Origin of the sequence: Actinopolymorpha pittospori (genome assembly GCF_014873875.1) — a bacterium.
GTDB classification, from domain to species: Bacteria; Actinomycetota; Actinomycetes; order Propionibacteriales; family Actinopolymorphaceae; genus Actinopolymorpha; species Actinopolymorpha pittospori.
Map to the genome: position 1 here is coordinate 3030048 of NZ_JADBEM010000001.1, position 22513 is coordinate 3052560.

General features: G+C 69.0%; 18 protein-coding genes. 11 read left to right on the plus strand and 7 right to left on the minus strand.

All coding sequences use genetic code 11. The features are described from left to right. Positions 1–75: 75 nt before the first annotated feature. Both murJ and HEB94_RS14375 read right to left on the minus strand, forming a co-directional pair. Positions 76–1629 (minus strand): murein biosynthesis integral membrane protein MurJ, encoded by a 1554-nt coding sequence (gene murJ / locus HEB94_RS14370; protein ID WP_192750355.1) that lies wholly within the window; start codon positions 1627–1629, stop codon positions 76–78. A 42-nt stretch (positions 1630–1671) separates the two neighbouring features. Next, positions 1672–3051: a sensor histidine kinase gene (locus tag HEB94_RS14375; protein ID WP_192750356.1), complete on the minus strand. Its 1380-nt coding sequence runs from the start codon at positions 3049–3051 to the stop codon at positions 1672–1674. 203 nt (positions 3052–3254) lie between these two features. Between HEB94_RS14375 and HEB94_RS14380 the strand changes: the two genes are divergently transcribed. The 3 genes from HEB94_RS14380 to HEB94_RS14390 all read left to right on the plus strand — a co-directional run bounded on the left by HEB94_RS14380 (position 3255) and on the right by HEB94_RS14390 (position 5618). After that, a complete protein-coding gene (locus HEB94_RS14380; protein WP_192750357.1) occupies positions 3255–3929 on the plus strand; it encodes a response regulator transcription factor in 675 nt (224 codons plus the stop codon). 107 nt (positions 3930–4036) lie between these two features. Next, entirely contained in the window at positions 4037–4717 is a 681-nt protein-coding gene (locus HEB94_RS14385) for a hypothetical protein (RefSeq protein WP_238361527.1), read from the plus strand. Positions 4718–5000: 283 nt separating this feature from the next. Beyond that, on the plus strand, positions 5001–5618 hold the full coding sequence (locus HEB94_RS14390; protein ID WP_192750358.1) for a hypothetical protein: 618 nt from the start codon (positions 5001–5003) through the stop codon (positions 5616–5618). A 51-nt stretch (positions 5619–5669) separates the two neighbouring features. On the opposite strand, the gene HEB94_RS14395 is transcribed toward HEB94_RS14390, so the two are convergent. Further along, on the minus strand, positions 5670–6560 hold the full coding sequence (locus tag HEB94_RS14395) for a GAF and ANTAR domain-containing protein (RefSeq protein ID WP_192750359.1): 891 nt from the start codon (positions 6558–6560) through the stop codon (positions 5670–5672). 599 nt (positions 6561–7159) lie between these two features. Here HEB94_RS14395 and HEB94_RS14400 point away from each other — a divergent pair. The 5 genes from HEB94_RS14400 to HEB94_RS14420 are packed head-to-tail and all read left to right on the plus strand — an operon-like array spanning position 7160 to position 12934. Next, positions 7160–9088 (plus strand): ABC transporter substrate-binding protein, encoded by a 1929-nt coding sequence (locus tag HEB94_RS14400; protein WP_337917679.1) that lies wholly within the window; start codon positions 7160–7162, stop codon positions 9086–9088. After that, positions 9085–10146 (plus strand): ABC transporter permease, encoded by a 1062-nt coding sequence (locus HEB94_RS14405; protein WP_192750360.1) that lies wholly within the window; start codon positions 9085–9087, stop codon positions 10144–10146. Before HEB94_RS14400 ends, HEB94_RS14405 begins: the two co-directional genes overlap by 4 nt. Positions 10147–10177: 31 nt before the next feature. Next, positions 10178–11053 (plus strand): ABC transporter permease, encoded by an 876-nt coding sequence (locus tag HEB94_RS14410; protein ID WP_192750361.1) that lies wholly within the window; start codon positions 10178–10180, stop codon positions 11051–11053. Further along, the gene (locus HEB94_RS14415; RefSeq protein ID WP_337917680.1) at positions 11046–11969 is read left to right on the plus strand and encodes an ABC transporter ATP-binding protein; all 924 of its coding nucleotides are present in this window, start codon (positions 11046–11048) and stop codon (positions 11967–11969) included. The genes HEB94_RS14410 and HEB94_RS14415 overlap by 8 nt, the downstream gene beginning before the upstream one ends. After that, positions 11966–12934 (plus strand): ABC transporter ATP-binding protein, encoded by a 969-nt coding sequence (locus HEB94_RS14420; RefSeq protein WP_238361528.1) that lies wholly within the window; start codon positions 11966–11968, stop codon positions 12932–12934. Before HEB94_RS14415 ends, HEB94_RS14420 begins: the two co-directional genes overlap by 4 nt. 54 nt (positions 12935–12988) lie before the next feature. Here the strand turns inward: HEB94_RS14420 and HEB94_RS14425 are convergent, their stop codons facing one another. The 3 genes from HEB94_RS14425 to HEB94_RS14435 form a co-directional block, all read right to left on the minus strand. Next, the gene (locus tag HEB94_RS14425; RefSeq protein ID WP_192750362.1) at positions 12989–16177 is read right to left on the minus strand and encodes a glycoside hydrolase family 2 TIM barrel-domain containing protein; all 3189 of its coding nucleotides are present in this window, start codon (positions 16175–16177) and stop codon (positions 12989–12991) included. 162 nt (positions 16178–16339) lie between these two features. Continuing rightward, a complete protein-coding gene (locus HEB94_RS14430; RefSeq protein ID WP_192750363.1) occupies positions 16340–17146 on the minus strand; it encodes a GNAT family N-acetyltransferase in 807 nt (268 codons plus the stop codon). A gap of 4 nt (positions 17147–17150) precedes the next feature. Then, entirely contained in the window at positions 17151–17960 is an 810-nt protein-coding gene (locus HEB94_RS14435) for a dienelactone hydrolase family protein (protein ID WP_192750364.1), read from the minus strand. A gap of 94 nt (positions 17961–18054) precedes the next feature. Between HEB94_RS14435 and HEB94_RS14440 the strand changes: the two genes are divergently transcribed. The 3 genes from HEB94_RS14440 to HEB94_RS14450 are packed head-to-tail and all read left to right on the plus strand — an operon-like array spanning position 18055 to position 20890. Then, positions 18055–19179, plus strand: a complete 1125-nt coding sequence (locus tag HEB94_RS14440; protein ID WP_192750365.1) for an NAD(P) transhydrogenase subunit alpha — start codon at positions 18055–18057, stop codon at positions 19177–19179. Then, entirely contained in the window at positions 19180–19476 is a 297-nt protein-coding gene (locus HEB94_RS14445; protein ID WP_192750366.1) for an NAD(P) transhydrogenase subunit alpha part 2, read from the plus strand. Next, a complete protein-coding gene (locus HEB94_RS14450; protein ID WP_192750367.1) occupies positions 19469–20890 on the plus strand; it encodes an NAD(P)(+) transhydrogenase (Re/Si-specific) subunit beta in 1422 nt (473 codons plus the stop codon). Before HEB94_RS14445 ends, HEB94_RS14450 begins: the two co-directional genes overlap by 8 nt. Positions 20891–20955: 65 nt before the next feature. Here the strand turns inward: HEB94_RS14450 and HEB94_RS14455 are convergent, their stop codons facing one another. Next, complete coding sequence (locus HEB94_RS14455; protein WP_192750368.1) at positions 20956–22479, minus strand: glycosyltransferase family 2 protein; 1524 nt, start codon at positions 22477–22479, stop codon at positions 20956–20958. Positions 22480–22513 lie beyond the last annotated feature (34 nt).

The following is a 22513-nucleotide window of genomic DNA, read 5'->3' on the forward strand; positions in this document are numbered from 1 at the left end:
GACGCTGAGGCTATTTGCTCAGGTCGGGACCTTCGGGGGTACGCGGAATTGCTCCGGGCGCGCCCCGCCGGTGCATCATGTACGCCGCGAGCGAAGATCGTTGAGAGCCTCCCGCAGGTCCGAAAGCGCGCTCACCCGAAACACCACGAGGACCGCGCCATAACCGAGCAGGCACACCGTGCCCACCGTTCCCAGTGCCAGGATCGCGTGCCAGGCGCCATCCGTGGGAAGGACGCGAAGGACCGCCCACCCGCTCACCCCCGACACGGCAGAGGCGACCAGGACGGCCAGCAGGGTGCGGACAAGTGGTCGCAGCGCGATCGCCTGGTGGCGGCGTGCCGCGAGCACCGTCAACACGAGCGAGGCCAGGCACACCGACGTCGACGTCGACGCGGCCAGACCGGCCACGCCAAACCGCACGCCGATGGTGAGATCGCCGATCACGTTCACGGCCATCGCACCGAAAGCCGTCAGCACCGGGACGCGGCTGTCACCGACGGCGAGACACGCTCGCGCCACCACTTCGCGCACCGCGAGTCCGATCAGCGCGACCGAGTACACGGCGACGGCCAGGGCGGTCAACCGGACGGCCTGGGCGTCGAAGTTCCCGCGGCCGAAGAGGAACAGGACGATCGGCTTGGCGGTGACCGCGAGCACCACCACGACGGGAGCCATCACCACGAGGACGACCCCGAGAACGCGCCCGGTCGCGGCCCGCAGTTCGCGCCGCCGCTCCGGCCGGCCGAGCACACTGAACGCCGGGAAGAGCGTGGTCGCGAACGTCGTCACCAGGACGACCTCGGCGAGGGTGACGACCCGCCAGCCGTAGCTGAGGGAGGAGATGGTCCCCTCGCCCTGCGCCGAGCCCACCGCCCGGTCGACCATCGTGTTGACGTTCGCGATGGCGCTGCCGACCAGCAGCGGCGGCACCATCCGCACCATCTCCACGAACCCGGGGTCGCGGATCCGGAACGACGGGCGCAGCCGCATCCCGATCCCGTGGACGGCGGGCAGCTGGAAGAGGAACCGCACGGCCGAACCGACCACGAACCCGATGGCGAGGACCTCGACTCCCCAGGTCGCGCCGAAGAAGGTGATCATGGCGATCATCACGAGGTTGAACGGCACACCCTGGATGCCAGCCCAGAAGAAGCGGTCGTGTGCCTGGGCGGCGCCGGCCAGCAGGTTCGTGCCGGAGACGAAGATCGTCGCCACCAGCACGATCCGCGTCATCGTGACCGCGACCTGCTCGGTCGGCCCGTCGAAGCCTGGCGCCAGTACGTTCACCACCGGCCCGGCCGCGACGAACATCACGAGCGACGCGGTGGTGAGGATGGTGAGGGTCACGGTGAGCGTGACCTGGATGGTGCGTTGGCCGTCCCGGTGCCGGCCCTCGTCCACCGCGCGGGCGACCGGCGGCACCAGAGACTTCGCCATGGCACCGGAGACCAGCCCGAGGACGACGTTCATCACGCCCTGCGCGACCAGGAACGCGTCCACGGAGGAACTGGCGCCGAAGACGGCCGCCATCACGGCGTCACGGCCGAACCCGAGCACCTGGCTGATGGCGGTGAGGATGACGAGCAGTGCGGAGGAACGGACGATCTTGGCGCGGCGACTCGGTGTCATGAGCGGCCGCCAGCGCCACCCGGTCGCCGGTCAGCGCGCGGGTCAGTGCACGGCGCGGACGGGACTGACGGCACGCACGTGGCTCGCACGGCTACCGCCTCCCTCTGTCCTCGCGTCGTCGCGGATGCCGGTGTCGCCCGCCAGCGGGATCACCACCGTGAAGGTCGCGCCGACGCCTGGCGTGGAGTAGAGGACGACCCGGCCGCCGTGTGCCCTCGCGATGGCCGCGACGATGGCGAGGCCCAGTCCCGACCCCGATCCCTTGCCTCGCGTACCCTCGCCCGCCCGCTCGAACCGTCGGAAGATGCGTTCGCTGTCCGCCGCCGCGACACCGGTGCCGGTGTCGCGTACCCACAGGTGAACGCTGCGCGTCACCTGGTCGACGCTGGTGCCTAGGGCGATGGTGTCGCTCTCGGTGGTGTGGCGTACGGCGTTGTCGGCGAGCTGCAGCATCGCCTGGGTCAGGCGCTGGCTGTCCGCCGTCACCGTGACGTCCTCGCTGCTCTCGACCAGCCAGTTCCGCGTACCCAGGTTGCGTGCCTTCTCGGCGATGTCCTTGACCAGGAGGCCGACGTTCACCGGTGCGATGCGCAGGAAGTCGGCCCGGTCGGCGGTCGCCAGGGTCGACAGGTCGTCGACGAGGCGACCCATCCGGTCGAGTTCGTCGAGGACGAGGGACCTGGCGGCGGCGACCTCGGAGCGGTCACCGGTGTCCAGGAGTTCGAGGTGGCCGCGCATGATGGTGATCGGCGTACGAAGCTCGTGTCCGGCGTCGCCGAGCACCTGGCGTTGGAGGGTGAGCGGGGCGAAGGTGAGTGGCAGCCCGGACGCGTGACCACCGACCGATCCCAAGGTCCGCACCAGTCGGCCGACGAGCGGCCAGCCGGCGACCGCGAAGAGTAGCAGCCCGGCCAGGCCGACCAGGGCGAAGGCACGCGCCGCGTCGTAGACGCGCCCGGAGACTTCGGCGATGTCGCGGACACCCACCCAGGCGTAGCTGTTCTCGTCGCCTCCGGAGATCGGGTGCACGACCACCCGGACCTCGCCGGTCGCCGTCTTCGCGGTGCCGGTCGCTGGTCCTCCGCTTCCGAGCAACGACTGTGCGGCTTCGACGAACGCCGGGTCACGGCCGAGCGACGCGGCCTCGGTGCCGGCCGACTGCTGGCGCAACTGGCCGTTGACGAAGGCGAAGAACACCTCGCCCTGCTCGGGTGCGTGGTCGCGGAGGGCGACCGCGAAGATCTCGTCCGGCGTGGTGAGGACCTCACCGGTGCCCGGATCCACCAAGGTCGCTCGCGGAGTCGGGAAATCGCGCAACTGCTGACTCATCGAATTGTCGACGGAATCGATGATCCGGTCGCGCTCGACGAACGCCGTGGCCGTTCCGGCCGCCAGCAGGATGAGGGCGCACAAACCCACCATCCAGCCGAGGAATCGGGCTCGTACCGTCCTTGATTCTTCCGGCACGTTATACGACCGATACGTGCCCGCCATCGAAGCCACCCGTTAGTCCACCCGTCATGCGTCAGCGCCGGACTCCATTATCCGAAGTTACGACTGATTTGGTGGGGGAATCGCAGGTATGGCCGAGGTCCGCGTTCGGCCGATGGGAAAGGAGATCGCGGATGACCCACATTCTCATCGCCGAAGACGAGCCGGGCATCTCGACACTGATCGAGAAAGGGCTGCGGTGCAACGGGCTCGACAGCACCACGGTCGCCGACGGCGAAGCCGCCCTGACCTACGCCACCTCTGGCGACTACGACCTACTCGTTCTTGATCTCGGGCTACCGGTCAAGGACGGATTCACCGTGCTGCGGCGCCTGCGGGAGTCGCGCAACACGATCCCTGTCCTCATCCTGACCGCCCGGGACTCCGTGGCCGACACGGTCGCCGGCCTGCAGGGTGGGGCCGACGACTACATGAGCAAGCCGTTCCGCTTCGAGGAGTTGCTGGCGCGGATCCGGCTCCGGCTCGGTACGACACCCCGCCAGGCCGTCACGGTGGTTCGGCACGGGGAGTTCTCGCTCGACCTGCGTACCCGCCGAGCCGTGGTGGGTGACCGCGCCGTCGATCTCACCACCCGCGAGTTCCTGCTCGCGGAGATGTTCCTCCGCCATCCGGGTCAGGTTCTGTCCCGAAAGCAGCTGTTGTCGCACGTGTGGGGATACGAATTCGACCCCGGATCCAATGTGGTCGACGTCTACGTGCGGTATCTGCGCCGCAAGCTCGGCCCCGATCGCATCCAGACGGTGCGTGGACAGGGCTACCGGTTGGTGGGTGAAGGCGCGTCAAATTAAGGCTCTCTCATCCGGCGACAGCTCAACTTTCCGCCACCCAAGATGAACTCGGGATGGCCGACGGGCAAACAGAGGGCGGCCAAGAAGAGAACGGACGGGGTGATGGTATGTCCATTGCCGAACCGCGCGCCTGGACCAAAATAACGGTGGACGGAAACTCCTTCCAGCGGCTACCCGTCCGGACCCGTTGGCTGACCGAGAAGGACGACCTGGAACGCGTCATCTCAGAATACGGCGCAGACCTCGAGCCCGGTGACACGGTAGCGATCAGTGAGAAGGTGGCCCTGCTGCTCGCTGGCGCCACCGTGTCGACCCTCGACGTGCACGTGGGCAGGGAGGCGAAGTTCCTGACCCGCTTCGTCCGTCCCAGGCCCGGCTCCCGCGGGCTCTCGGTCCCGGAGAAGATGCAGTACGTCCTGCAGACTCTGGGCCGTCCGCGCATCTACGCGGCAGCGGCCGCGGCGGCTCTGACCAGGCCGTTCGGGGTGCGCGGGACCTTCTACCGGCTGGCCGGCAGCCTGGCCCGGGACATCGACGGCGGCCGTCCGCCCTACGAGGAGCTGCTCTTTCCGCCGTTCGACCAGAGCGAGGCCGCCAAGCTGTGTGCGGAACTCGACGAGCGGCTCGGCGTGGGCGTCGCGATCGTCGACATCAACGACTTCGGTGGTTCCATCCGCGCGGTCTCCGCCAGGTCCCTCTCGGCCGCCACTCTGGCGAACGTACTGGCCGACAATCCGCTTCGTCAGCGGCTGAGTGGTACGCCTTTCGCGATCATTCGACCGTCCTGATGAATCCCGCCTCCGCGCGGGAGTAATCCTCAGAGTCACTCAATTTCACCCACGCTGACCACCCGTCGATTCCGAAAACAGAGCGGCGGTTCAAAAGCGTGTCAAATTAAGGCTTCCGCATCTCACCCTCGACGTCCCCGCCCGCTGCCCACACTGATTTCGGCGAGATTTTCCTCGAGATCTGGCCCAAGCGGACCGGAGCGACGGGCGGGGGACGGAAATGGCTGTTGTCGAACCACGAGGCTGGACCAAAATAACGGTAGACGGAAACTCCTTCCAGCGAATGCCGGTCCGAACGCGCTGGCTCAGCGAGAAGGACGATCTCGGGCAGGTCCTGCTCGAGTACGGCGGCGAGGTCGAACCCGGCGACACGATCGCGGTCAGCGAGAAGGTGGCCCTGCTGCTCACGGGAGGCGCCGTCTCCACCACCGAGGTTCCGGTCGGCTGGGAGGCGCGGTTGATGGCGCGGTGCGTCCACCACCGGCCCGGTGCGCTCGGGCTGTCGATTCCGGTGAAGATGCAGTACGTCCTGCAGACACTCGGCCGTCCGCGGATCTACGCGGCGGCGGCCGTCGCCGCGGTCACCCGGCCGCTGGGGATCCGCGGCGGGTTCTTCCGGGTGGCCGGTGACGTGGCGCGCTACGTCGACGGTGGACTGCCGCCGTACGAGGACATGGTGTTTCCGCCGTTCGATCCGCGGAAGGCCGCCGCGCTGTGTGCCGACCTGGACGAGCGGCTCGGCGTGGGCGTCGCCATCGTCGACATGAACGACTACGGCGGCGCGGTCCGGGCGGTCTCCGCGCGGTCGATCCCGGCGGCGACGCTGCTCGCTTCGCTCGCCGACAACCCGATGCGTCAGCGCCTCACGGGGACGCCGTTCGCGATCGTCCGTCCCTCCTGAGATGCGGCAGATCCTGGGAGCACGGTGCGGCGCTGGCCAGGGCCGGGCTGGTCAGGGCCGGCTGGGCCGGCCGGCCGCCGGCGAGCGGTACGCCGGCTTGGCGCCGGTGGAGGAGCGCGGGGCGCCGCTGGTACTCGACCGGACCGGAGCGCCGGAGGAGCGGGCCGCGCCGCTGCCCGGACGGACCGGCTCGGCTCCGGCCGGCTGCCGGCTCTGTGCGGCGCCCGCCGGCCGTTGGTGCGGGCGGGCGATGAGGCTACCGTCCGCGGTGCCGTCGAGTACCTGGCTCGCGAGTGTGGCGAGGCGCATCTGGTGGCGCCTGGCGTGCCCGCGCAACAGGACGAACGCCTGGTCGATACCGAGGCTGCGGCGCTCGGCCAGCATGCCCTTGGCCTGTTCGATGACGAGCCGGCTGTCGAGTGCCTGCTGGAGCTGCTGGGCGAGGGTGTCGGCGCGTTGCTGCCGGCGTTCGCGGAGCAGGGTGATGGTGGCGATCCGGGCGAGCCCGTTGGCGATGTGGACGGCGTTCTCGTCGTACTCACCGGTGTCGGCGCCGTAGAGCTCGATCGCGCCGAGCACCTGGTCCTGGTGCCGCAACGGCCAGGCGTGCGCGGACCGGTAGCCGGCGGCGCGGGCGAGGGTGGCGAAGCCTTCCCAGCGCTCCGGCACCTCGCCGAGATCGGTGCACGTGACCGGTCGCCCGGAGAGGTACGCCTCCGGCCCGGGCCCACTTCCCGCACGCGGGTCGGGTGCGTCCGCGACGCGGATGCCTGGTGAGGACGAGGCCACCAGCTTGAGCTGCCCGTGGTTGTCGGCCAGCATGACACTCGCTCCGGCCGCGTCGAGGAGTTCGACGCTGCGGTGCGCGAGCCGCCGGAGGAAGCCGGCGATGTCGAACTGCCCGGGTCCGCAGTCCGCCAGCTCCACGTAGGCCTCGGTCAAGCGTTGTTCAGATGACAATCCAACCCCCACCTTCGAGGTACCGGGGCACCCCACCCCGGGGCAAACGGACGACAGGACCGCGCCCTGGCGACCGTGGTGTGGTCATCCGGATCGGCTCTGAACCCGGCAGGCGCGGCTGGTTGCTGCATACCCACTGGTCCGGTGTTTCACCCATTGGTCCGGATTTTTCAGCGAGCGCTTTCCGGCGCTGGGCCGACCGATGCTACCGGAGGAGAACCGTGTCCGCGGGGAGCTTCGCGCGGCACCGCGATCCCGTGGGTGGTCTTGATCCGCTCCGTGCGGCTGGACGTCGCGCGGCACGGGTCCGGGTCCGGCGACCTCCGCGACTGGCCGACAACTCCTGAACGTGGGACCGGCTCAGGAGTTGCTCCAGTACCGCGATGACGCCGGTGAGGTAGGTGAGGCCGGTGAGGGAGGTGCGTGAGCCGCCCTTGCGTTCCGAGGGTGGTCAGCCCCGCATGCGATCCGCGGGCAGCGGCGCCCGCGTCGCGGCGACCGCCGCTGGACAGGGGTCCAGAAACGGGCATCACAACCTGTTGACTTGCCCCCCCTCGCGCGAATTGACTTGGCCGCTACAGGTGAGTCCAAACATTCTTTTCGCGCCCGACGTGGGCGTAAATGGCTGTGCCCTGAACGGCGAGCACCTGGAGGTCGGCGTGATGGAGTCGGCGAAGAAGAAATACGAAAACGTCGAAGACGTAATCCGCTATCAACTCATGAACAGACGTGACGCTCTTCGAACCGGTCTCGGCGCTGGTGCCGCCGTGCTGTTCGGTGGCGGATTGCTCGGTGCCTGCTCCAGTGGTGGTGGGAGCTATTCGGGCGAAGGAAGGAACGCGCCGGAAGGCGGGGAGGAGCCGGTCGTCGGACGGGCCAACATCCCGACCCCGCGCGACCAGACGCTGGTGATCGGCCAGGTCGACTACCAGGTCTTCAACAGCTTCAACATCCGGATTCCGAACGGCGTCCAGTCCGGTAACGGCTTCGACGTCATGGTCCGTGAGTACCTCTTCTATCTCAATCTGCCAACGGGTGAGCTCATCCCCTGGCTGGCGACCGGCTATGAGTACAACGCGGACCACACCACGCTGACCTTCACCTTCGACTCGAACGCGAAGTGGAGCGATGGGCAGCCCTTCACGTCCAAGGACTTCAAGTTCACCGTCGACCTGATGCGTGACCACAGTGAACTGCTCGGTGGTGGCGGTGACCTCAAGGACTTCGTGAAGAACGTCTCGACGCCGGACGCGCAGACCGCCACGTTGGAGCTCACCCGGGCCAATCCGCGTCTGCACTACGGATTCATCTGCACGATCGCCAGCGGGTTCGACGTTCTGCCCGAGCACGTCTGGGCGGACAAGGATCCGACGAACTTCCGCGACAACCCGCCGGTGCGGACCGGGCCCTACATGCTCGACCGGGCCATCGCCAGCCAGAAGATGTTCGTCTGGAAGAAGAATCCCAACTACTGGAACAAAGAGAAGTTGGACCCGAAGCCCAACTACGTGATCTACCAGTCGACCGCACAGTCCCAGGACGCCGCCAGCCAGGCCTTTCGGCGGGCGGAGTTCGACGTGGGATCACTGGACGAGGAACACGCCAAGGCGTTGCGGAGCCAGAGCTACCAGAACCTCATCACCACTCCGTTCCACGACCCGTGTCCCAGGGCGCTCTGGCTCAACTGCGACCCCGCTCGCGGCATCATCGGCGACCCGCGGATGCACTGGGTCATCTCCTACGTGATCGACCGCGCGAAGGTGGGCACCACCGTGTGGCCGGTCAAGACGCCGGCCGCGCAGTATCCGTGGGCCGACTACGACGGCAACGACAAGTGGGAGATCGCCGAGGTCGCGAGCCAGTACAAGATGGAGTACGACCCGGCCAGGGCGGCCAGCCTGCTCGACGAGATGGGAGCCACGAAGGGCTCCGACGGCAAGCGGATGTGGAAGGGCAAGCAGGCCAGCATCGAGATCATCACGCCCTCCACCGTCGACGGTGCGGAGTTCGTCATCGGCCAGCTGATCGTCGGTGAGCTGAAGAAGCTGGGCCTGGCCGCCAACATCCGCAGCTACAGCGGATCCGTCCACAGTGAGAAGTGGGAGCGCGGCGAGTTCGACATCTCCTCGCAGTGGGTCTGCAACGTCTCCTGGGACCCCAACCAGCTCTACACCAGCCTGCAGACGCGGTACGCCAAGAAGATCGGCACGAACGCCGTCGGACGCAACCAGGTCCGGCTGCGAAGTCCACGGCTCGACCAGCTCTCCAGCCAGCTTGACGGGATGGACCCAGCGAGCCCGCAGGCCAAGCAACCGCTGCAGCAGGCGTTGGCGGAGTACTACCGGACGCTGCCCGTCATTCCGGTGATCCAGACCGCCTACCCGGCCTACTACAACACGACCTACTGGAAGGGCTGGCCCACCGAGGACGACCTCTACCAGGTGCCGAACAACTGGTGGGGCCAGTTCATGTTCGTGATCGGGAAGCTCGAGCCGACGGGTCGCAAATGAGCTCGTCCACGAGGGCGGCGGGATCTGGACTCCGTTCCTATCTCGCCGCTCATCCCCTCGCGAGCTACGCCGTCCGCAGAATCGGGCTCTACCTGGTCGAACTCTGGGGCGCTGTGACGGTCGCCTTCTTCTTCTTCCGGATGATCCCGGGCGACCCGATCCAGACCTTCATCCAGACCCTGCAGCAGAACTACGTGTACAACACGCAGGCCAGCGCCGAGGTGATCGCGCGCTACCGCTCGGAGTTCGGTCTGGACGGCAACATCTTCTCGCAGTACTTCCACTACATGTACAAGGTCCTGGTCGAGCACGACCTCGGGCCCTCCCTGCTCAACTACCCGACGCCGGCGCAGGACGTCATCATGCGGGCGCTGCCCTGGACCGTGGGTCTGCTCGGTCTGTCGGCGGTACTGGCGTGGGTGTTCGGGTTGCTGGCGGGGGCTCTGGCCGGCTGGCGCCGGGGCCGGCCGGGCGCCGACCTGGTGACGAACCTGTCGATCGCCCTGTCACACGTGCCGTACTACTTCCTGGCGCTGATCCTCACCTTCATCTTCGCCTACCAGCTGGCGTGGCTACCGGCCCGGTCGGCGTACGACGCGAGACTCTCGCCCGGGTTCACGCCGGAGTTCATCGTGAGCCTGCTGAGGTACGGGCTGTTGCCGAGCATGTCGATCGTCGTCATCGGTGTCTTCAGCTGGCTGCTGTCCACCCGGATGCTGATGGTGCCGGTGCTCGGCGAGGACTACCTCACCTACGCCCAGGCGAAGGGGCTGCGCCCGCGCCGGATCCTGACGCGATACGCGCTCCGCAACTGCTACCTGCCCCAGGTCACGGCGTTCGGCATCTCCCTGGGTTTCATCTTCAACGGCAACGTCCTGGTGGAGCAGCTGTTCAACTACCCGGGGCTCGGCGCGACCCTGGTCAACGCGATCCAGATCCTCGACTTCAACACGATTCTGGGGGTCACCAACCTCGCGATCTTCGCGGTCCTCACCGCCAACCTGATCCTCGACCTGCTGCTGCCGCTGCTCGACCCACGGGTGAAGTACTGGCGCTAGGCGGGGCAACACGGCCCCAGGGAGTGGTGCGATGAAACTGCTACGTGCGCTCGGAAGAGTCTTCCGCGGCAACTGGAAGTTGACATCAGGGTTGGTGCTGCTGGTGCTGCTGGTCGCCGCGGCGGTGTGCAGCCCACTCATCGCCTCCATGGTCGGCAAGGGCCAGGATCCGGTGGCGATCGCGGCGTACGAGAAGTGGCTGGTGCCCTCACCGGCGCACTGGCTCGGCACGGACCAGTACGGCCGCGACGTCTTCGCCATGACCATCGGCGCGCTCGCGGTGTCGCTGAAGGTGGGTGCGATCGCGGGGGTGATCTCGACGATCGCGGGCGTGGTGATGGCGTTCGTGGCGGGATACAAGGGCGGCGCGGTCGACGGCGTGCTCTCGACGTTCACCGACATGGTGCTCGTGGTGCCGAGTTTCCCGCTGCTGATCGCCCTGTCGGCGTACACCAAGGACGTCGGGATCGTCGAGGTGGCGCTGATGCTGGCGGCGTTCAGCTGGCCGTTCGCCGCGCGGACGATCCGCGCCAACGTCCTAAGCCTGCGGTCGCGGCCCTACGTCGAGCTCGCGAAGGTGACGAAGTTTCGGGACCTGGAGGTCATCGCGTATGAGTTGCTGCCCAACATGCTGCCCTACATCGGGGTCGGTTTCGCGTCGTCGGCACTCGGTGCGATCTTCGCGCTGGTGGGGCTCGAGGTGATCGGTCTCGGCCCGGGGGAGACGATCGACCTCGGAAAGATCATCTTCAGCGCGATCAACACCGGTGCCATGACGCTCGGCGCCTGGCCGATGTTCGTCGCACCGATCCTGCTGCTGACGTTGCTCTTCGCGGCGCTGAACCTCATCAACATCGGGTTGGAAGAGGTCTACAACCCGCGGCTGCGAGGAGTGACCGGTGCATAGGGCGGGTGTGGGTCCGGCCGACGGGCAGCTGAGCCAGCAGCGGTCCGAGGGGCAGGTGAACCCGGAACGGCAGGAGGCGGAGCCGGTCCTAGAGGTGAAGGGGCTCGACGTCCGTTACCGCACGACCCGTGGTGACGTGACCGCCGTCAAGGGCGTCGACCTGACGGTACGCCGGGGCGAGATCCTCGGCATCGCGGGGGAGTCCGGCAGCGGCAAGACGACCTTGGCGGTGGCGCTGCTGCGGCTGCTCCGACCGCCGGGACACGTCGCGGGTGGCGAGATCACGTTCCATCCCCGCGGCGGGCAGCCCGTCGACCTGCTCCGGATGGACGAGCGGCGGCTCCGGGCGCTGCGCTGGCGATCCCTGTCCTACCTTCCGCAGGGCTCCATGAACTCCATGAACCCCGTCATGCGGGTGGGGGCGCAGTTCCGCGACGTCATCCTGGAACACGCCGGTGACCGCAGGCGCGAGGTGGACGCGATGGTGCCGCGGCTGCTGCGCCAGGTCGGACTGGAACCAAGAGTCGCGCGGATGTATCCGCACGAGCTGTCCGGTGGGATGAAGCAGCGCGCGCTGATGGCGATGTCCATCGCGCTCGAGCCCGACCTCGTGGTGGCCGACGAGCCGACGACGGCGCTCGACGTCACGATCCAACGGGTCATCCTGCAGAGTCTCGGCGATCTGCGCGACGAGTTCGGTGTCACCCTCGTCGTCATCTCCCACGACATGGGCGTGCACGCCCAGCTCGTCGACCGGGTGGCGGTGATGTACGAGGGCGAGGTGGTGGAGGTGGGCGACGTACGTCAGGTCTTCAAACAGCCGCGGCATCCCTACACCCGCAGCCTGATCGAATCCATCCCGCGGATCGGGGAGGCGCCGTGGCAGGAGCAGCGGAAAGGGGGCCGGGCGTCATGAGCGCGAGCCAAGCCGACGCGAACCCGGACCCGGCAGCCGAGCAGCCGAGCGTCCCGCATAGGGACAACGGCCCGGACAAGGACATCGAGCTACGTCAGGTGGAGCAGCGGTTCCACGCCCGCGGCTCGGCGACGGGGTTCCTCACCGCCGTCCACGACACGACGTTCACGCTGCGGGCCTATCCACCGCACATCGTCAGCCTGGTCGGACAGAGCGGAAGCGGCAAGAGCACGATCGCCCGGATCATCCTCGGGCTGCAACAACCCACGTCGGGCACCGTGACCTACGGCGGCAAGGACATCTTCTCCCTGTCCAGGGCCGACTACGACGACTACCGCCGCAACGTGCAACCGGTGTTCCAGGACCCGTACGCGATCTTCAACCCGGTGTACCGGGTCGACCGGGTGCTGCGGACCGCGATCAAGAAGTTCGGGCTGACGTCGTCCAAGGCCCGGGCGGCCGAGCTGATGGAGGAGTCCCTCCAGGCGGTGAAGCTCGATCCGGCGCAGGTGCTCGGGCGCTACCCGCACCAGCTGTCCGGCGGGCAGCGCCAGCGGATCATGCTGGCCCGCGTGCACATGTTGCGGCCGAGGTTCATCATCGCCGACGAGCCGGTGTCGATGCTGGACGCCCAGGTGCGCAAACTCTTCCTTGACATCCTGGTCGACTTCCAGCGCGACTACGGCATGACGACGTTGTTCATCACCCACGACCTGTCCACGGTCTACTACGTCGGCGGCGACGTCATGGTGATCACCAAGGGGCGGGTGGTCGAACAGGGCCCGGTCGCCGAGGTGATGCACACGCCACGGCATCCCTACACGAAGATGCTGCTCGCCTCCGTCCCGCAGCCTGACCCGGACGCGCGCTGGACCGACCGGATCGACCTGGAGGAGGCGGAGCGGGAGGAGGCGGGCCCGGAGGTACCGCCCGGCGACCAGGCGCTGGAAGCAAGGGTTCCCTGACGAGCGACCCGACCCGAGCGGCGGGGCGAGCCGAGGCTCGCCCCGCCGGTCTCGTCACAGCGAGCGGTGGACCTTCGCGGGATCGGCGCCGGCTCGCAGGGGGACCAGCCGGTAGCTCAGGTCGTACGTCGTACCCGACGCGACCTGGTAGCGCTCCAGCGTGTCCGGCCCGCAGCTCGCGCCGCCAAGCCCACGTTGACGTACGTCGATCGTGAGGTAGGCGACGTCGTCCCTTTCCAGGTCGACCGTGTGGCGGGCGGTGCCCAGCGTCGCCGCGGAGTAGTGCGACACACCGGCCTCCACCGGCGTCGGCGCACTCACCAGCAGCCCGACACCGTCGGGACGGCGGATGGCGAGCCACCGCACGTCGGTCTTGTTGCCGTGCTCCTGCGGCAGGATGTAGGGCACGTACTGCTCGTCGACGCTGCCCTGCCACCGGCCGACGGGTGCACCGGCCTTGCGGTCGATGTAGCTCTCGTGCGGACCACGGCCGAGCCACTCGATCTGCTCGAACCCGGCCGGGACGCTCGCCAGGACACCGATCCGAGGCAGGTCCGGCAGCTCCTTGTCGACCTCGAACCGGTGGTGGGCGGTCAGGCTGCCGTCGGTGCCGACCACCCAGCGAACCTCGTGGGTGATGCCGTGCTCCTGGCCACCGGCCAGCAGCCGCTCGGAGCGAACGACGACGACGCGACCGTCGTCCTCCTGCTCGACCCGCACCGCCTCGGTCCGCGTGACCGGCTTGTCCAGCCCGGCATCCAGCCAACGGAAGTACGCCTGGTGCCGGCGCGCCCACGGCGCGTCGGCCAGCCGGATCCCGTCGTTGTCGGTCGGCGCCCGCCACGTGTTCAGCTCCGGTCCCGCGGCCAGCAGGTCGACACCGTCCACCCGCCACGCGGTGAGCGCGCCGTCGCCGGAACGGACGACGAGCTCCACCTGCTCGCCGCGGATGGTCCAGCCGGTGCCGGACTCCTCGACGGTGAGGGCGGGCGCCGCCGAGGTCGTCGGAGCGGCCTCCTCGGCACCGACGCCGAGGGCAAGCTGGACCCAGCCGACCTCGTGGCCCGGGCCGGCGAGCGGCACGTCGTCGGCGACGAAGCGCAGCGTGACGAACGCCTCCTGGCCGGCCGCGAGCGAGGGTGCCGACCACGGCACCGCGATCTCCTCGGTCCCGCCGGGTGCGGTGGACAGCGTGGGCAGGTCACCGGACTCGACCACCGAGCCGTCGACCGTCACCTCGAAGGACACGCGCAGGTGCGAGAGGTCCCGGAAGTCGTACTTGTTGCGCACTGTCAACCGGTCGTTGCCGGTGAGTTCGGCGTCGAAGGGCTGGAACAGCCGCTTGGCCTCCCACATCGCCGGGTGCGGCGTACGGTCTGGCCAGAAGAGTCCGTCGCAGACGAAGTTGCCGTCGTTCGGGTGGTCGTCGAAGTCGCCGCCGTAACCCCAGTAGGTACGGCCGTCCTCGGTCGTCTTCTGGATGCCGTGGTCGAGCATCTCCCAGATGAAGCCGCCCTGCAGACCGTGGTGGGACTCGATCGCCTGCCAGTAGTCGAGGAGGTTGCCGACGCTGTTGCCCATGGCGTGCGCGTACTCGCACATGATCAGCGGCCGGAAGTCCGTCGTCGTCTTCGCCCACTCGACGATCCGGTCGATCGACGGGTACATCGGGCAGATCAGGTCCGAGGACGGGTGCCCGGCCGACCAGTCCGGAGCGATGGCGCCTTCGTAGTGCACGATCCGGGTGGGGTCGACCCGGCGGACCCAGCCGGCGGCCGCGTCGTGGTTCGGGCCGTACCCGGACTCGTTGCCGAGCGACCACGCGAAGATGCTCGGGTGGTTGCGGTCCCGGATGACCATCCGGCTCACCCGGTCGACGAACGCGGCCTGGTAGCGCGGGTCGTCGCAGATCGTCGTGTAGTTGGCGTGCGTCTCGATGTTGGCCTCGTCGATGACGTAGAGGCCGTAGATGTCGGCGAGTTCGAGGAAGTACGGGTCGGGCGGGTAGTGCGACGTACGGACCGCGTTGACGTTGAACGCCTTGAGGACTCGGACGTCCTGCTCCACCGTCTCCTTGGGCACCGCGCTGCCGAACCGGTCGTGGTGCTCGTGCCGGTTGACGCCGCGGATGTAGACCGGCTTGCCGTTGATCAGAAGCTCGCGGTCGCGGATCTCCACGCTGCGGAAGCCGGTGCGGATCCGGGTGGCCTCCACCTCGTTGCCGTCCGGATCGAGCAGGCTCACGACGACGGTGCAGAGCGTCGGGACCTCCGCCGACCAGGGGGAGACCTGCGGCAGCGACGTCCCGAGCCCGACCGAGCCGAGCCCTGGCGTGTCACCGGCGCGCAGCGCCGGCTCCCCGCACAGCGGCTCGTCAAGGACAGCTTGCCCGTCCGGCCCGTCGAGGGTCGCGACGACGCTCCAGCCCGGCCCGGGCAGTTCGCCGACACTGACGAGGACACCGAACGTCCCCGCGCCGGTCGTGTGGTCGTAGCCCGCGGTGACGGCGACGTCGGCGAGGTAGGTGGCCGGTGTCGCGTAGAGGTGGACCGAGCGGTGGATACCCGCCTGCCACCACTGGTCCTGGTCCTCGACGTAGCTCGCGTCCGACCACTGGATCACCTGGACGGCCAGGGAGTTCGCACCCGGGCGCAGGACGCCGGTGACGTCGTACTCGCTGGGCAGCCGGGAGTCCTTGCCGATCCCGACGGGCGTGCCGTTGACCCAGATCGAGGACACCGAGATGGCTCCGCCGATGTGCAGGACCACCCGCGAGTCGGACCAGTCGGCCGGCACGGTGAACGACGTGCGGTAGAGCCCGGTCGGGTTGGCGGCCGGGACGTACGGCGGCCGGTTCGGCGCGAACGGCATCTGCACGTTGGTGTACTGCGGGTGGCCGAACCCCTGCATCGTCCAGTTGCCCGGCACCGCGGCGGTGTCCCAGGAGGAGACGTCGAGGTCGGGGTCGGGGAAGTCGGCGGGGGTGTCCTCCGGCCGGTCGACCACGCGGAGCGCCCAGTCACCGTCGAGGGAGAGCACCCGCGCGTGGACCTGGGCGCGGGCGTCGTCAGCGCTCGGGAAGGGGAGCAGGCTGGCGCGGGCGGGTAGTCGGTTGACTCCGGTGAGTTCCGGGGTCTCCCACGGCCGGAGCGCGGCGACGGCGGCTCCGCCGGTGTGTGCGGTCGTGGTGTCGACGGCGGTCGTGGGGGCGTCGGGCCGCCCGGATGGGTCGTTGGCTGGCATGGGGGTGGCACTCCTCGGGACGACGATTCGTCACCACCGTAGGGCCAGTTCGTGCGGACTGGGAAAGCGCCTGTCCCAGATCCCGGGCAGGTGCCCGGATCGTCCCGTCGAGCAGAGATCGGGGCCTGTCCCGGGCCGATGGGCTGGAGGCTCGTCCCGGGCCTACGGGCGCCGGGCCGGCGGGCTCCACACGTACGGCGTGGTCGTGGCCACGGCGAGCAGTCCGAGCCGGCGCAGGATCGGAGCGCTGTCCGGCGACGCGTCCACCCGCAGGTAACGGATGCCGCGCTCGAGCGCCAGGTGCGCGCGCCGAGCGACGAGGGCGCGGTAGATGCCACGGCCGCGCCACCCCACCAGGGTCGAACCGCCCCACAGTCCCGCGAACTCCGTGCCCTCCGTGACGCGTAGCCAGGCCACGCTCACCATGGTCGGCGGATCCACGAGACCGGTCTCGGCCACGAGGACGACGGTCTGGTCCACCGCGATGTCAGCGGACAGCGCCTCGACGAGCCAGCCGTAGTCCGCGCCCCACACCGCCGTCTCCATCTCGGCGATGCGGTGAAGGTCGGCGCGATCGGTGACCGTCCGGATCCGGACGCCGGCCGGCGGTGTCACCTCGGTCGCGAGGCGTACGGCGTCACCCACCAGCACGGTCTTCGGCTCCTGTGCCACGAAGCCCGCCGCCACCAGCCGTTTCGGCAGGTCCTCCGGTAGGTCGTAGTCGTGGTACTTCCACTCCGCGGCCTGGCCCAGACCGGTGTAGAAGTCCCGCTGCGCCGCGATGAACGCGTCGAGGCCGGGGCCCTCGAGGCCGCCGAGGTCGCGGTAGTCGACGAGGCCGGGGCGACCGTTCCCGTGGTGGCGAACGACGGGGCCGCTTCGCTCCACCATCATTCCTTCATGGACGGTGGTGGGAAAGCGGCCCCGGACCTGCGCGTCGTACGCCACGCGGTAGGTGGTGACGGTCACGCGTTCAGGCGGTGCTCTTGCCGGTGTGGTCGTTGACGAAGGCCAGCATCCGGGTCCACGCGTCGGCGCACTCCTTCGCGTACTCCTCGTGGCTGCGATCGAAGAAGCTGTGCGGCGCACCCGGGTAGGTGTGCAGCGTGTATTCGACACCGGTCGGTGCGAGGGCCGCGCCGAACTCCTCCACCTTCTCGGCGGGAATGCTCTGGTCGGCGCCGCCGAACAGGCCCAGCACCGGCACCTTCGCCTGCGGCGCCCGGGTGATCGGGGTCGGGCCGTTCTCCACCCGCGGCCGCATGCCGCCGTAGAAGCCGATGACACCGGCCAGGTCGGGCCGTGCCGCCTGCAGGAACGAGTTGGACCCACCGAAGCAGAAGCCGACGGTGAAGATGGACGTCACCCGGCCGCGCTCGCGAAGTCGGCGGACGGCCGCGTCGACGTCGGCCGCGACGCCGTCCGGCGTGGTCTGCGCGACGTGCGGGCCGTACTCGAAGTCCTTGTCGCGGTGGCCGGTGCCGGCGGTGCGGCCGAAGTAGTCGATGGAGACCGCGTCGATGCCGACGCCCGCGAAGCGCTCGGCCAGCCTCGTGTAGAAGGCGAAAAGTCCGCGTACGTCAGGCAGGATCACGACACCGGCGCCACTGGGCGTGGGCGCGTCCGCCTCGAACGCGGAGAACGCCGTGCCGTCGGCGGAGGTGAGGGTGAGATCCGTGCCGGTCACCGGTACGGCGCCACCGGGCGGCTCGGGCGGAAGGGCATCAGCTGCGAAGCACACGACGTTCTCCCTGAGCTCGTGGGCGACAACCCCGCCAGGCATGGCGGCCCGGTCGTCACCATGGATGGTGCCCCCGAATCTTGTCCTGTGTACGAACCTACCCCGCGCACCCCGGGGTGCCGTAGGGTGGCCGCCCGTGAGGATCGCTGTCCTCAGGGAGCGTCGACCCGGCGAGCGCCGGGTCGCCTTGCTTCCTGAGCAAATACCCCAGCTGCTCGAGGCCGGTGTCGACGTGTCCGTCGAGTCCGACGCGGGCGCCGAGGTGGGCGCCTCCGACGAGGCGTACCGCGCCGCCGGTGCCGAGGTCGGCGAGGACGTGTTGGAGGACGTGAACGCGGTGTTGTCGGTCCAGCCGATCAACCTGAGCACCGCGCGTCGGTTGTCCGAAGGCACCGTGACCATCTCGTTCCTGCCGACGGCCGAGGAAGGGCCGCTGGTCCGCCGACTGCGCGAGCGGCAGATCACGTCGTTCTCGATGGACCTGGTGCCGCGTACGTCCCGCGCGCAGCCGATGGACGCGATGTCCTCCCAGTCCATGGTGGCGGGCTATCGCGGCGCGATCGTCGCCGCCGAACGGCTACCTCGTTTCTTCCCGATGTTCATGACCTCGGCCGGCACCGTTCGTCCGGCGAAGGTCCTCGTCCTCGGCGCGGGCGTCGCGGGACTGCAGGCCATCGCCACCGCGCGCCGGCTCGGCGCCGTCGTGCAGGCCTACGATGTACGCCGAAGCTCTGCGGAGGAGATCGCGAGCCTCGGCGCGAAGTTCGTCGAGGTGGACCTTCCGCCGTTGGAGGGCGAGGGCGGTTATGCGCGGGAGATGACGGAGGAACGCTCCACCAGGCAACGCGAGCTCCTCGCACCCCACGTCGCCGACGCGGACGTCCTGATCACCACCGCCTCGGTGCCCGGACGCCAGGCGCCGCTGCTGGTGACGGCGGAGATGGTCGCGGGCATGCGACCGGGCTCGGTGGTCGTCGACCTCGCCGCCGACCAGGGCGGGAACGTCGCCGGCAGCATCCCCGGACAGGAGCTGTCCGTCGACGGCGTACTCGTCTGGGGCGGGTCCAACGTGGCGAGCCAGCTGCCGCGACCGGCCAGCGAGCTCTACGCGCACAACGTCGTCAACCTGTTCTTGCTCATGGTCCGCGCGGGTGACCTTCACCTCGACTTCGACGACGACATCCTCGCCGCCGCGTGCGTGACCCACGCGGGGAGGATCACGCACCGGCCGACACTCGAACTCCTCGGGGAAGTGGGGTAGATGACCGAGGGCATCGCACTGCTGACCGTCTTCGTGCTCAGCGCGTTCACCGGCTACGAAGTCATCTCCAAGGTGTCCACGACGCTCCACACCCCGTTGATGTCGGGGGCCAACGCGATTCACGGCGTCATCCTGATCGGTGCGATCCAGGTGGCCGGCCGGGCGCAGGGAAGCCTCGAGCTCTGGCTGGGTCTGGTCGCGGTGTTCCTCGCCACCCTCAACCTGGTGGGCGGTTTCGTGGTGACCGACCGGATGCTGGAGATGTTCCGTCCGAGGAGTGCGAGGCGGAATGGCTGAGAACCCCCTCGTCGTGGCCCTCCAGTCGGCGCAGATCGGCACGGGGACACCGACCTGGATCCAGTTCGGCTACCTCGTCGTCGCGGTGTGCTTCATCCTGGCGCTGAAGGGGCTGGCGTCCCCACGCACCGCGCGCACCGGCAACCTCGTCGGCGCCGCCGGAGCGGTCCTCGCGGTCGTCCTCACCTTCGTCTCCGTAGGACCCGACCATCTCCTCCCGATCCTGGCCGCCATTCTGGTCGGTGTCGCCGTCGGTGTGGTCGCCGCGCGCCGGGTCGTCATGACGGCGATGCCGCAGTTGGTCGCGCTCTTCAACGGTGTGGGTGGTGCGGCCGCGGGACTGGTGGCGTTGCTCGAACTCGGGGAGGTCGGCGACGCCGGCGTCCCCGCGCACCTGGCCACCGCGTTCACGGTGCTGGTCGGCGCGGTGAGTTTCGCCGGCTCGGTCCTGACCTTCGGCAAGTTGCAGGACCTCGTGCCCGCCCGGCCGATCGTCGTCCCGCGGTTCCGCTGGGTCTACGGCGGTGCGCTGCTGTTGACCCTGGCCGCCGCGATCCTCGTCGTCATCACCGGCTCGGTCACCCTCGCCGCGGTGCTCGCGGTGCTCGCGCTCGTCCTGGGCGTCTTGCTGGTCCTGCCCGTCGGTGGCGCCGACGTGCCCATCGTCATCTCCCTGCTGAACGCGTTCACCGGACTGTCCGTCGCCGCCAGCGGCTACCTCCTCGGCAACGCCCTGCTGCTGGTGGCCGGCACCCTCGTCGGCGCGGCCGGCTCCCTCCTCACCAGGCTGATGGCGCAGGCGATGGGCCGGCGGGTGACCACGATCCTGTTCGGCGGCCTGAGCGGCACCTCCACCCAGGGCGTGACCGCCGAGAGCACGTTGCCGGTCAAGTCCGCCGGGGCCGCCGACATCGCCGTCATGCTGGGCTACGCCCGTCGCGTCGTCGTCATCCCGGGCTACGGACTGGCCGTCGCCCAGGCCCAACACGTGCTCCGCGAACTCGTCGACACGCTGACGGCACGTGACATCGAGGTGGTCTACGCCATCCATCCCGTGGCCGGCCGGATGCCCGGACACATGAACGTCCTGCTGGCCGAGGCCGACGTGCCCTACGACCAACTGGTCGAGCTGGCCGACGCCAACCCGGAGTTCCCCGCCACGGACGTGGCACTGGTCGTCGGGGCCAACGACGTCGTCAACCCGTCGGCCCGCCGGCCCTACGGCTCACCGATCTCCGGCATGCCGATCCTGAACGCCGACGAGGCGAAGGCCGTGGTGTTCCTGAAGCGTTCCATGCGCCCCGGCTTCGCCGGCATCGAGAACCCCCTGCTGCACAACCCGAAGACGACGCTGTTCTTCGGTGATGCCAAGGAGTCCTTGACGAGGCTGGTCGCCGCGCTCCGGTCGGTGTAGCGCGGGCGTACGCGGACGTCGGACCGGGCGCCGCTCGGTGTAGCGAGGGCGTACGCGGTCGGGTGTCAGACGGCGGTGATGCGCACGCCGAGGTTGCCGAGCTTGGTCCAGTACGGCTCGACCAGCATCTGGGCGGCGCTTCCGATGACCTGGCTCGGACACGGAGGCTCGGTCTGGTAGAGGCTCGGTCGTGGGATGCGCCGCTGGGTGGTCCAGCCGCAGCTGTCCACCCGGACGAAACAGTCCCACAGCCCCTGGTCGAGCGGCCGGCCGAGCTTGGCCCGGCGCGGATCCAGCCGCGCGGTGCCACGCAGGGTCACCTGCTCGGTGTCGTCCGTGGTGTCGGGCACCAGGTGGCTAGAGGTCGACACCCGGTAGTCGCCGGAGTCGTCTCGGTTCTGCAGGTAGAGGTTCAGCCGGCTGCGCGTCAGCACGGTCGTCACGTCGTACGCCTCCTCCGGTACGTCCGTGCGCAGCTCCACCGGCGGCTCCCACAGCAGCAGTCCGTCGACCCGGTGGAAGGTCACCGGACGGCCGTCGGCGTAGGCGAGCCGGCCGCTGACCCGGATCAGCAGCTCCTCCTCGTCCCAGTCGATCCGCTCCAGCGTCGGCACCAGCGTGAGGCCACGCTCGGCCCGCTCCAACCTGGTGATCTCGGCGTACTCGCCGACCCGGAGCAGATGCGCGCGTACCCGCATCGACACCGGGAGCCACTCCTCCACCGCGGGCCCGAACCGCTCGGCGGCGAGCTTGCGCACCTCGCGGTACTGCGCGTACCGGCCGAAGCGGATCGGCCGGCCGAGGACCGTCCGGCCGCCGAGCCGCGCCAGCATCTTGGTCTGGTACCAGCGCGCGTAGATCCGGTCGCGCACCTCACCCCGCCGGGTGTGGGTCTCCACGAGGTCGAGCATCTGGCGCAGGGAGCGGTAGTCGGCCCTGCGGTCGGTCCGGCGGGCGAAACGGTCGCGGCTCGTCCGCCCGGACCACTGGCAGCACACGTCGTCGGCGAGGACGCTGATCACCTTGGCGTGGAGGTAGCCCTCCAGCACGAACCGCTCGTCCTCGAGCCAGACCCCTTCCTCGGCGAACCGCAGTTCGTTCTCCACCAGCAGGGCGGTCCGGAACAGCATGTGGGGTGTCAGACAGTCCACCAGATGGTCCGACACCAGGTCGGCCTGGTCCCGCGACTCCAGGAACGGCTCACTCGGCGCGCCGGGTCCGACCAGCTTGCCGACCACGATGTCGGCGTCGTTGCGGACCGCCATCGCGTACATCCGCTCCAGCGCCGGCGGTGTGAGCCGGTCGTCAGGGTCCAGGAAGTAGACGTACTCGCCGTTCGCGCGTTCGATCCCGAGGTTGCGCGGCTGGCCTGGACCACCGGTGCGGGTCGCCTCGAGGGCGCGCAGGTGCGGATACCGCCGGCTCAGCTCCTCGAGGCGCCGCATGGTGCCGTCGTTCGAACCATGGTCGACGAACATGAGTTCGTACTCACCCGGTGAGAACGACTGGCGAAGCAGTTCCTCGACACAGGTGTCGAGGAACGATCCCGGGTTGTGGACCGAGACGATGACGCTGACCTTCACACCCATGGGAAGACCCCCTGGTGTGAGGATCGGCAGATCC

What these genes read in the sequence shown, in the direction of transcription:
- HEB94_RS14410 (WP_192750361.1), top strand. Translation starts at nt 10,178, where the DNA reads ATGAAACTGCTACGTGCGCTCGGAAGAGTCTTCCGCGGCAACTGGAAG.
- HEB94_RS14385 (WP_238361527.1), top strand. Translation starts at nt 4,037, where the DNA reads ATGTCCATTGCCGAACCGCGCGCCTGGACCAAAATAACGGTGGACGGA.
- HEB94_RS14380 (WP_192750357.1), top strand. Translation starts at nt 3,255, where the DNA reads ATGACCCACATTCTCATCGCCGAAGACGAGCCGGGCATCTCGACACTG.
- HEB94_RS14450 (WP_192750367.1), top strand. Translation starts at nt 19,469, where the DNA reads ATGGCTGAGAACCCCCTCGTCGTGGCCCTCCAGTCGGCGCAGATCGGC.
- HEB94_RS14455 (WP_192750368.1), bottom strand. Translation starts at nt 22,479, where the DNA reads ATGGGTGTGAAGGTCAGCGTCATCGTCTCGGTCCACAACCCGGGATCG.
- HEB94_RS14405 (WP_192750360.1), top strand. Translation starts at nt 9,085, where the DNA reads ATGAGCTCGTCCACGAGGGCGGCGGGATCTGGACTCCGTTCCTATCTC.
- HEB94_RS14420 (WP_238361528.1), top strand. Translation starts at nt 11,966, where the DNA reads ATGAGCGCGAGCCAAGCCGACGCGAACCCGGACCCGGCAGCCGAGCAG.
- HEB94_RS14425 (WP_192750362.1), bottom strand. Translation starts at nt 16,177, where the DNA reads ATGCCAGCCAACGACCCATCCGGGCGGCCCGACGCCCCCACGACCGCC.
- HEB94_RS14435 (WP_192750364.1), bottom strand. Translation starts at nt 17,960, where the DNA reads ATGCCTGGCGGGGTTGTCGCCCACGAGCTCAGGGAGAACGTCGTGTGC.
- HEB94_RS14445 (WP_192750366.1), top strand. Translation starts at nt 19,180, where the DNA reads ATGACCGAGGGCATCGCACTGCTGACCGTCTTCGTGCTCAGCGCGTTC.
- HEB94_RS14375 (WP_192750356.1), bottom strand. Translation starts at nt 3,051, where the DNA reads ATGGTGGGTTTGTGCGCCCTCATCCTGCTGGCGGCCGGAACGGCCACG.
- murJ (WP_192750355.1), bottom strand. Translation starts at nt 1,629, where the DNA reads ATGACACCGAGTCGCCGCGCCAAGATCGTCCGTTCCTCCGCACTGCTC.
- HEB94_RS14390 (WP_192750358.1), top strand. Translation starts at nt 5,001, where the DNA reads ATGCCGGTCCGAACGCGCTGGCTCAGCGAGAAGGACGATCTCGGGCAG.